The organism is Proteus terrae (assembly GCF_003144325.1).
In the GTDB taxonomy this organism is placed as follows: domain Bacteria; phylum Pseudomonadota; class Gammaproteobacteria; order Enterobacterales; family Enterobacteriaceae; genus Proteus; species Proteus terrae.
The window spans coordinates 1-8,701 of record NZ_PENS01000030.1; the positions used below are offsets into that span (position 1 = coordinate 1).

An 8,701-nucleotide genomic window follows, 5' to 3' on the forward strand; every position below is an offset into this window, starting at 1 on the left:
CATCAGGAATGGGGTATTGGGGAACGCTCACAACCAATACAACTGGTGCGGGTGTTTCAAGTTTAATTGATGGAGAATCACCTTGGGTCTCAATGGGAGGCGCATTAGTTGGTTCAACATTCGGCTATGGAAGTACAAAATGGTTAACTCATTATTTTGATAATAAATTTAATCCTTGGTCTAGCGGGTTTAAAGATCGCCCATTAGTTGTAATGCCATCCATTACAGCTCCGCCGAGTGTATCAGTAGTACCAAGTATTGTTGGAAGTACAATTGGAGCTATTGGTTCCGAAGGTGCGAATAAAATAATTACAGAAGAGTTAAAATCAAAGGATGAGAAATGAAAATATTTATATACTTTTTACTTTGGTCTTTGAGTATGTGTGTAACTGTTTTTTTGACAATAATATTAATTAAAATTCTAGTTAAACTAATGTTATATTTTGAAAAAAACTCGTTTGTTTGGGAATTAAATGATTTTATTGATGCATTAAAAATAGGAGGAGTAATGGGATTGTTTTTAGGAGCCGTAATTTGTTTAGTTAACTATTTAGAATATAAAAGGCACTAATGTGATTTTACAGAATGGCTAATAAAATTAATTCTTAAATTACAGGGGGTATTGATAGATATAACTATTAAGCCCCACAGAGTACATCAATCCTTAACTCCTGAAATTAAAATTGAAGGATATTATGGAAAAACCAATATAACAGGGAAAGTGGACAGATTAGGTAATTTTATAGTAAAACCTGTAACTAATTGGGTTGGTAAAATAATAACAAAAGGCAATAATCCCGGATTTAATGAAGTGTTGAGAAAATATTCAGAGTCAGAGGTTAAGGGAAGGTCTTATATTATGCAGGAAGTATCCGAAAGTAAAATTTCTTCTGGAATGGGAAATACAGGAGGAAGTATTATATCCGAGCTTGGTGGTTTATTCATTCAGAAAAAAATAAATGAAAGTGAGGAAAATTAATGAAGGGTATTTTATTTTCGATCATATTAACAATTATATTTGCAGTTTCATTGTTTATTTTGTGTATCACAATGTTTCTTTCTATTGACGTATTTTTCTATTTTTACTCTAATGTTCCAATGTCTATTGGGCTTAATGAAATTAAACGCTCATTAAGAATTAGTATTGGGGTGGGAATAATTATGGGAATAGGTTTTGGGGTACTATATATAAAAGAAAATAAACTAAAATAATTTTTTTAGAATGAAATTTTAAACTTTGAACTATTTTAGATATTTTAACGTAAATTAATAATACTATGAATATAAAATTCATCGAATATTTACACTCAGTTTATCCGGAATTATCTATCGATATTAGTTATATAAGAGGATATTCTGATGAAGAAATCTCCAGCATGGAACGCCTTTATGATATTCGAATTACAGGGCAATTCTATGAGTTTTTAAGGTGTATGGGGCGCTGCAGTGGTGGTCTTTTTGGTGATGATCCACTAGTATTTTATCAAGGTCAGGAAACCATAAGAGGTGATATTTTATTTCAAATTGGTGCAAGAGAAGAGCTGACATCGATCCAATGCCATGATTTGTTAAAACAAAAACCATTTTTTATTTCAGTAGAAAGTTATACACAATATCTCTTTCTACTAACAGATTCAGATAATCCAGACCTTATATTTAATTATAATGAAAATGATGAATGTGTAGAGAACACGAATTGGGATCTGAATAGTTATTTACAGCATGTTATCAATGTTTATACTCGCCATTATCCTGTTGCGCCTCCTTTTGACCGACACGGTGAACTTATTATCATTTAAATAAAAATCCTATCTTATGAACTGACCCCAGTTCATTACAATAGATTTTTTATTTTGCACAGAAAATTCTTAGTTATGTAGAGGAATGCTACTTTATTGGTTTGATGATGAAACATATTTTATAGAATGCCTATTAATTATGGCGGATTACAATCATATAAAGCTGATGAAGTAAAAATCATTGATAATCAATTAGATTTTAAAACAGTCTTTTTTTCAAATGATGATGCAAAAAGCGTCCATCATTGGGCTTTAATCGAAGAATCATTATTAGATGACTTGCTTGAATTAGATGAAACCGCCTATAAAAGATTTTTAGAGATATTAAAATCTGAAGGTCAGTTAGACGATAATTTTTATTGATAATAGATCCCTGCATTCATAGGGATCTCCCTTACCCCCTCACTTCTTTGCTAATCGGATAATCAATTGTCCGGTTTGGTATACCATCACATACTGGTGGTAATCAAATGCCAGATCAAGGGCAGACTGATACTGGAGGAGATCAAATATCAGTCCAAATTTGGACAGATACTGGTGGTGACCAGATACCTAAACAGGAGGTTGGGATCCCAAATATAACCCTAAATTGCAAGGTGGGGCTATAAAAGGATTATATGGACTTTCGAAAGATATGAAACCCCATCCTTTGCCTGGTATTTTGGGAAATATAGGCTCTGCCTTTACAACAGAGACTACAAACTTTCTGATGCAAGAGAAAATTAAAGAAGTTGAGGAAAAAAATAGTGAATCAAAAAACTAATCAATTTGAATACTTTCTTGTTATGACTATTTTGTGTGTGGTAGTCCTGTTTATTATGGGACTGGTTATATACAGCATAGGTGAGTGTATTATTTGGTTATTGATTGGTGGAGATTTTATTTTTTCAATCGAGTTTTTAAAAAAGATTATTAAAGCAAGTCTATGGGCTGGGCTAGTCGTTGGAATAGGGATGTGGTTTATAGAATATAAGTTACGTAGATGATGTTAAGATCCCATCTCAAAATGGTGGGATCTTTCTTTTGGTTATCACTCCGTCTCAATAACCTTGGCTTGTTAGCCCGTGGTACTCATCAATCCTTTTAGAAACCAACGATAACGTTACTGAGCGTGATATTCAAAATCACCTCTTCCAGCAATAGAGGCAATCACGACAGGAAGTGGAGCATTAATGGAGTATGGATTAGGTAATTTTATAGCAAAACCTGTAACTAATTGGGTTGGTAAAATAATAACAAAAGGCAATAATTCCAGATTTAATGAAGTGTTGAGAAAATATTCAGAGTCAGAGGTTAAGGGAAAGTCTTATATTATGAAGGAAGTATCAGAAAGTGAAATTTCTTCTTGAGTAGGTAATATTGGTGATAGCGGGGCTGCGGAAGTTAGTGCAAGTTATATGCAAGACATAATTAATGAAACAGAAGAATAACAATGAAAAGAATATTTCATATTATTGTACTTATTATAGGATTAATGATTTTATTTACTTTATCATTATTAATTGTTGCAATAGTTACTTATATTAGCATAGATTTGTTCTTTTATTTTTATGTAGAAAGACCTATTTTACTTAGTTTAATTGAATTTAAACGAGCGTTAAGAATAAGCATAGGCGGAGGTATACCCGCAGGGATTGGCTTTGGAATTCTCTATATAAAGGAAAATAAAATATAATGATTTTACACTATTTGGTAAAAGTTTTATTTTTAATATATCACCTTGAGTTTAGCTTTAGACGAAATTAATAATACTATGAATATAAAATTAATCAAATATTTACACTCAGTTTATCCAGAATTACCTATTGATGTTAGCTATATGCGAGGTTATTCTGATGATGAAATAAAAAAAATCGAACGTTTATATGATATCGAAGTGAAAGATCAGTTATATGATTTTTTAACGAGTATAGGGCGTTGTAGTGGTGGTCTTTTTGGCGATGATCCTCTTCTTTTTTATAGAAATCAAAAAACAATAAGAGGAAGTATATTGATGCAATCAGGAATGAGAGAGGAACTCTCTGCTATTCAACAATATGATTTATTAGATAAAAAACCATTTTTTATTGCAGTGGAAAGTTATACTCAATACTTTTTTGTTTTAACAGCATCAGTTACACCTAATATCATTTATCAATATGATGAGAATGAAGAAATAGTCGAAGCTACTGATTGGGATCTAAAAAATTATTTGAGATATATAGTTAATGTTTATACTCGAAATTACGACGTGAAGACATCTTTCGATCAACATGGTGAACTAATTATTATTTAAATAGTATGACTAGTCCTGATATAGATTGACAACTTTTCAGGCATAAAACGCTCGATGTACTTCATCGGGCGTTTTATAGTTTAATGATAATTGTGGCCGTTTTTCATTATAGAGTTGAATTGATTCTTCTACTAATTTTCTTGCTTGTTCCAGATTACTCCCCCTCACTCAGCCGGATAATCAATAGTCCAGTTTGGTGATAGAGGAATTAGTGCGCTACAACCTAAAATCCTAATTTATTCAGCCACTTATTAATGATGGTTAGTTATAGACTAAGTTGGATTTATCTTCATTTGTAATAAATGCATTAATCGCACTATCTGGCAATAATCTTTCTGGTGCATTGGCAATGTAGATAACCGTGTTAGAAAAGGTGAATGGAATCGACCTTCTAATGAGCAACAAGAAGATTTTAAAGAAAAATTCTCTGATTATATCAAATGGTGATGATATGGATTTATTACAAAAAGAATGTATTGCAAGTGTAACTCTATATGATGTGAGAGCCTCCGAAGGTGAATTAATGGTTTACGAAGAATGCATCGATTATGTATTAGCTAATTGCTCTGATGCAGAAATACTCAAAATCACGGGCTGTGAAAATGGGGAAGAACTATCCTTTTACAAGGACGAACTTATTAGATTAATCAAAATGGTTGGAAATCCAGAATACCTTCCTGATAGGTACAAAGATTTATAAAAAATAATGGCATAGTGGCTATTTAAAGAGTCACTATGCCAACAAATTTTAACCTTTTACCTCAACCTCGTTACATGTTCTCAGTTAGGATCATCTGCAATAACAGAAATGACTAATTCAGAGATCCAAGAAATAATTAAAAATATTAATGAACAAAAAAGAGATGAAAATAATGAATAATAAAATTAATTCTATTGAATATTTTTTTGTTGTGGCTGTTTTATCTTCAGTTGTACTCTTTTTTATAGGAATATTATTCTACTTTTCAATTCATGGCATTTTTTGGTTATTTATTGGTGCTGATTTCTCTTTCTCATTTGATTCATTAAAAAAAATCATTAAGGTTGCTGTAGTAGGGGGAGTGGGTGCTGGTATTGGCAGTTGGTTCATAGAGTATAAATTAAGAAAATAAAATTATTTGAGTGGATATTTCTTCATTTTATGGTTAATAAGGTAAAGAGTATTTAATTAATATTAAATTTCAAGATATTACTTTTAAGAAAAAGATGCTAGATAATAAAAGTATTAAGATAAATTTTTATAAGAAGGGTGTTGGGAACGGGCTAATGACGAAAATTTAAAGAGTTAAAAATAGATTTTCTAACTATAGGAAGAAGTAAAATAGTTCCAAGTTTTGTAGAAAATAATCCTAAATTTACAATAAATATCTATCAAGGAACAATAGGAAAAAGACCATGAACAAGCAAACTCAAATTTGTTATTTTCACTCAGTTTATCCTGAACTATTTATAAATTGTAATAAAATAAAGGGTTATAGTATAGATGAAATAAAAAAAATAGAGAAACTTTATGATGTTGAAATAAAAGGTCAATTATATGATTTCTTAATATCTTTAGGGAGATGTAGTGGCGGATTGTTTAGTGATAATGCACTAATTTTTTATCGAGAGAATATGGGGGTTAGGTCGCATATATTTTTTCAACATTCGTTCTGTGAAGAGCTATTTAATCTGCAATATTATGATTTTCTAAAAGAAAAACCATTTGTATTCTCATTTGAAAATGAAACGCAATACTTTTTTACCTTAACTAAAAATGATAATAATGATTTAGTGTATCATTATGATGAGAACCAAGAAACTGTAATATCAACAGGTTTAAATTTTAATGAGCACCTTCGTAATTTAGTCAATACAGATACACGGATGTTTATTAAAGATATAACAGATGATCTTGTTGGTGAATTAATAGTCATTAAATAATGAATTAAAAGTATATCTATAAAAATTAATAATAATCCTAAATACTAAAAGTACAGTAAGATCTCTAATAATGAAATGCTGACTATTGACAGTCGGCATTCTTATTTTTATAAGCTATGAAAAGCTATTTTTTAGTATAGTACGTTTATTAAAATTAGCACTGTAAAATACTTAGTAATACAGAGTATTTAATGAAGTAAAAATCAAATTCAAGGTAATAGTGTTGAAAGTGATATTCAGCGCATGATAGCGCACGGCTTACTGAATGCAGGCCTTGCATTGGCAAAAGGCGAGAATGCAGTAGTACAAGCTTCTGGCGCAATGACAGGGGAAACAGTGGGTATTTTATCACCCTCACTTTATGGTAAAACCCCCGAAGAACTCACCGAGACTGAAAAGCAGAATATAAGTGCATGGGCAACGTTAACTTCAGGGATTGTTGGCGGTTTAATTAGCGATAATAGCACCGGTGTTGCCAATGCCGCCCAAGCCGGGAAGGTGGTGGTTGAGAATAATTATTTAAGTAATCGAGATGTTCTCGACATGAGACTTACACTGATAGAAGCGAGTAAAACAGGGGGAAGATAAAGAAAAAATTTATGCAAAATACCGTGAAATTAGTGAAAGACGTAGACAAGAAGCAATAGCAGATGGTAAAGAGGGGAAAATTCCAGAAACGATTGCTTCATGGGAAGAGTTAAAAACCGGAATTGATCAAGTAGATACTTTAAAATGGATAGCATGGTTTGATTCGTTAAGTACAGAAGATAGACGGCAACTGGTTAATTTCGTTAAAAATGAAAATGAACAAAGTGCTCAAGGTATTTTCAATTCTGCGACTTTTGGGGCAAGAGTTGCTTTAGGAAGCAAGGAAGGTTTTGATAGTATTGGTATGTCAGGGCCCTCTAAGGATTCTGGGATCACGGTTAGAACAACGGCGATTCGAGGTAATGAGAATAATAAAAAACAGACACCAGAACGAGATAATAAAGAGTCTCTGAATGACATAGATCCAGGAAAACAAGTCTCTGGTAGTAAAGGAAATTGGAATAAAGAATTAAATAAACCTAAACCAAACATGGTTTATACTGTTGATGAAAATAAAGTTTATCAGACAGATTCTTTAGGTAGAGTGACATCAGTTACAGCTACATTAGAATTAAATAAAAGTGATAGAAATGGTTACCAGCAATGTAAAGTTGGTAAATGTGGTGAAACTGGGGATGATGGTGGACATTTAATCGCGACAAGATTTTCAGGACCAGGTGAAAAAATAAACATGGTGCCAATGAATTCTAATTTAAATCGTAGTGAATGGAAAATATATGGGCAAGATCGTTAAAAGATAATAAAGAGATAATCGTTAAGATAGAGCCTGTATATATAAGGAATAGTGATAGGCCAAATAGTATTAACGTTACATACAAAATAGGAAATTAGCCCCCTATAGAAAGGACGTTTATTAATGACTCTAAAGGTGAAAAATGAAAACAGATCAGGAAATATATAATAATATAGGTACGTTATTGTATAACATAGCCCCTAATGAGGCTAAAAAGATAAATATGAGAGCTAATTTATCAGTTGAAGGTAATACATGTGAATATGAATATGATTATCTTGACAATGAAAATTCATTGAAATGGCTTACAGCTGGTGGTGTTGCAAATACACAGATGCTCCACAATTTGGTTGAACTGAGAAATTATTATATAGAACATAATTTAACTAATGATCTACCTATTTGGAAAGGCTGTGAAGTAACTTTAGATTTAGAAACAATGAAAATTAATATAGATTTTAAGTACGAAAATTAAATTACAATCTCGAACGCTATTGTGGATCCCAAAGGGATCCACCTTGTGACTTTACTCTCCTTCAGCTTCTTACCAATAATAGTCAGTTGGGAGTGGACAGTTGAAAGTGATATTCAGCGCACGATAGCGCATGGATTACTCAATGCAGGCCTTGCGTTGGCAAAAGGCGAGAATGCAGTAGTGCAAGCTTCTGGCGCAATGACAGGGGAAACTGTGGGTATTTTATCGCACTCACTTTATGGCAAAACCCCTGAAGAACTCACTGAAACTGAAAAGCAGAATATAAGTGCATGGGCAACGTTAACCTCAGGGATTGTCGGCGGTTTAATCAGTGATAATAGTGCAGGTGTTGCCAATGCCGCCCAAGCAGGGAAAGTGGTGGTTGAGAATAATTATTTAACAGCCAAACAAATAACTTCATGGCTTGAAAAGTATTATCTTGCTTCTACAGATGAGGAAAAGAAACATTTAGTTGAATTAGGAAATAATGTCGATGCAGAACAACAGCAAAAAGCGATAGAAACTAGGATCACTAAAGAACATTTGATTCAACAACAAGATGAATTAATTTTACTTATTCAATCAGCAGATTGTAATGCTCATTGCAAATCAATTGCTGAATATAGTATCAAAAAACTGGATCCTATCATTGAAAATTATAGTGAATTACAGCGTGGTAATAATATTCCACGAGCCGTTGTTGCAACGACAGCATTAGGTTTACCTATAATGAGTAAGGCTATTAGCCCTTATGTAGCGAGTTGGTTAGGTAGCACTACTGTTGCTAGCCGTGTGGTAGGTGTAACAACTACGGGCACAGCAAATTTAGCCATGCAGGTGCATAATATTAACACAGACCCAAAAGCGAGCTTTAGTTATGCAAGCTT

Annotated in this window: 14 protein-coding genes and 2 pseudogenes; 15 read left to right on the forward strand and 1 reads right to left on the reverse strand. The window is 32.4% G+C overall.

The genetic code is table 11. The annotated features are described in order from the left end of the window. From DK857_RS18900 to DK857_RS18940, 8 genes are all read left to right on the forward strand, one after another. The coding region (locus DK857_RS18900) for a hypothetical protein (RefSeq protein WP_157957624.1) at positions 1-344 on the forward strand (344 nt) is incomplete at its 5' end. Between the two features lie 278 nt (positions 345-622). Continuing rightward, complete coding sequence (locus DK857_RS18910; RefSeq protein ID WP_109402973.1) at positions 623-979, forward strand: hypothetical protein; 357 nt, start codon at positions 623-625, stop codon at positions 977-979. Positions 980-1,376: 397 nt separating this feature from the next. Beyond that, on the forward strand, positions 1,377-1,799 hold the full coding sequence (locus tag DK857_RS18920; protein ID WP_227003225.1) for a hypothetical protein: 423 nt from the start codon (positions 1,377-1,379) through the stop codon (positions 1,797-1,799). Between the two features lie 126 nt (positions 1,800-1,925). Beyond that, the gene (locus DK857_RS18925) at positions 1,926-2,162 is read left to right on the forward strand and encodes a hypothetical protein (RefSeq protein WP_109402976.1); all 237 of its coding nucleotides are present in this window, start codon (positions 1,926-1,928) and stop codon (positions 2,160-2,162) included. 383 nt (positions 2,163-2,545) lie between these two features. Then, a complete protein-coding gene (locus tag DK857_RS18930) occupies positions 2,546-2,785 on the forward strand; it encodes a hypothetical protein (protein WP_109402977.1) in 240 nt (79 codons plus the stop codon). 186 nt (positions 2,786-2,971) lie between these two features. After that, complete coding sequence (locus tag DK857_RS19180) at positions 2,972-3,148, forward strand: hypothetical protein (protein WP_157957625.1); 177 nt, start codon at positions 2,972-2,974, stop codon at positions 3,146-3,148. An 83-nt stretch (positions 3,149-3,231) separates the two neighbouring features. Further along, complete coding sequence (locus tag DK857_RS18935; RefSeq protein ID WP_109402978.1) at positions 3,232-3,474, forward strand: hypothetical protein; 243 nt, start codon at positions 3,232-3,234, stop codon at positions 3,472-3,474. A gap of 78 nt (positions 3,475-3,552) precedes the next feature. Next, entirely contained in the window at positions 3,553-4,074 is a 522-nt protein-coding gene (locus DK857_RS18940) for a hypothetical protein (RefSeq protein WP_109402979.1), read from the forward strand. Between the two features lie 36 nt (positions 4,075-4,110). Here the strand turns inward: DK857_RS18940 and DK857_RS18945 are convergent. Further along, positions 4,111-4,233: pseudogene (locus tag DK857_RS18945) on the reverse strand (integrase core domain-containing protein); the annotation flags it as partial. 235 nt (positions 4,234-4,468) lie between these two features. Between DK857_RS18945 and DK857_RS18950 the strand changes: the two are divergent. The 7 genes and pseudogenes from DK857_RS18950 to DK857_RS18980 all read left to right on the forward strand — a co-directional run. Continuing rightward, positions 4,469-4,774, forward strand: a complete 306-nt coding sequence (locus DK857_RS18950; RefSeq protein ID WP_227003227.1) for a hypothetical protein — start codon at positions 4,469-4,471, stop codon at positions 4,772-4,774. A 172-nt stretch (positions 4,775-4,946) separates the two neighbouring features. Continuing rightward, positions 4,947-5,186, forward strand: a complete 240-nt coding sequence (locus tag DK857_RS18955) for a hypothetical protein (protein ID WP_109402981.1) — start codon at positions 4,947-4,949, stop codon at positions 5,184-5,186. 283 nt (positions 5,187-5,469) lie between these two features. Beyond that, positions 5,470-5,997 carry an SMI1/KNR4 family protein gene (locus tag DK857_RS18960; RefSeq protein WP_109402982.1) on the forward strand — a complete coding sequence of 176 codons (528 nt, stop codon included), beginning with the start codon at positions 5,470-5,472 and terminating at the stop codon, positions 5,995-5,997. Between the two features lie 243 nt (positions 5,998-6,240). Continuing rightward, the gene (locus tag DK857_RS18965) at positions 6,241-6,585 is read left to right on the forward strand and encodes a VENN motif pre-toxin domain-containing protein (RefSeq protein ID WP_109402983.1); all 345 of its coding nucleotides are present in this window, start codon (positions 6,241-6,243) and stop codon (positions 6,583-6,585) included. Between the two features lie 490 nt (positions 6,586-7,075). Further along, positions 7,076-7,437: pseudogene (locus tag DK857_RS18970) on the forward strand (DNA/RNA non-specific endonuclease). Positions 7,438-7,481: 44 nt separating this feature from the next. Continuing rightward, on the forward strand, positions 7,482-7,814 hold the full coding sequence (locus DK857_RS18975; RefSeq protein ID WP_109402984.1) for a hypothetical protein: 333 nt from the start codon (positions 7,482-7,484) through the stop codon (positions 7,812-7,814). A gap of 45 nt (positions 7,815-7,859) precedes the next feature. Further along, on the forward strand, positions 7,860-8,701 hold an 842-nt coding region (locus tag DK857_RS18980), incomplete at its 3' end, for a VENN motif pre-toxin domain-containing protein (protein ID WP_167394854.1).

Coding starts and splice junctions, on each gene's coding strand:
- DK857_RS18950 (WP_227003227.1), top strand. CDS start 4,469: ATGAGCAACAAGAAGATTTTAAAGAAAAATTCTCTGATTATATCAAAT.
- DK857_RS18920 (WP_227003225.1), top strand. CDS start 1,377: ATGGAACGCCTTTATGATATTCGAATTACAGGGCAATTCTATGAGTTT.
- DK857_RS18960 (WP_109402982.1), top strand. CDS start 5,470: ATGAACAAGCAAACTCAAATTTGTTATTTTCACTCAGTTTATCCTGAA.
- DK857_RS18975 (WP_109402984.1), top strand. CDS start 7,482: ATGAAAACAGATCAGGAAATATATAATAATATAGGTACGTTATTGTAT.
- DK857_RS18965 (WP_109402983.1), top strand. CDS start 6,241: ATGATAGCGCACGGCTTACTGAATGCAGGCCTTGCATTGGCAAAAGGC.
- DK857_RS18940 (WP_109402979.1), top strand. CDS start 3,553: ATGAATATAAAATTAATCAAATATTTACACTCAGTTTATCCAGAATTA.
- DK857_RS18935 (WP_109402978.1), top strand. CDS start 3,232: ATGAAAAGAATATTTCATATTATTGTACTTATTATAGGATTAATGATT.
- DK857_RS18955 (WP_109402981.1), top strand. CDS start 4,947: ATGAATAATAAAATTAATTCTATTGAATATTTTTTTGTTGTGGCTGTT.
- DK857_RS19180 (WP_157957625.1), top strand. CDS start 2,972: ATGGAGTATGGATTAGGTAATTTTATAGCAAAACCTGTAACTAATTGG.
- DK857_RS18925 (WP_109402976.1), top strand. CDS start 1,926: ATGCCTATTAATTATGGCGGATTACAATCATATAAAGCTGATGAAGTA.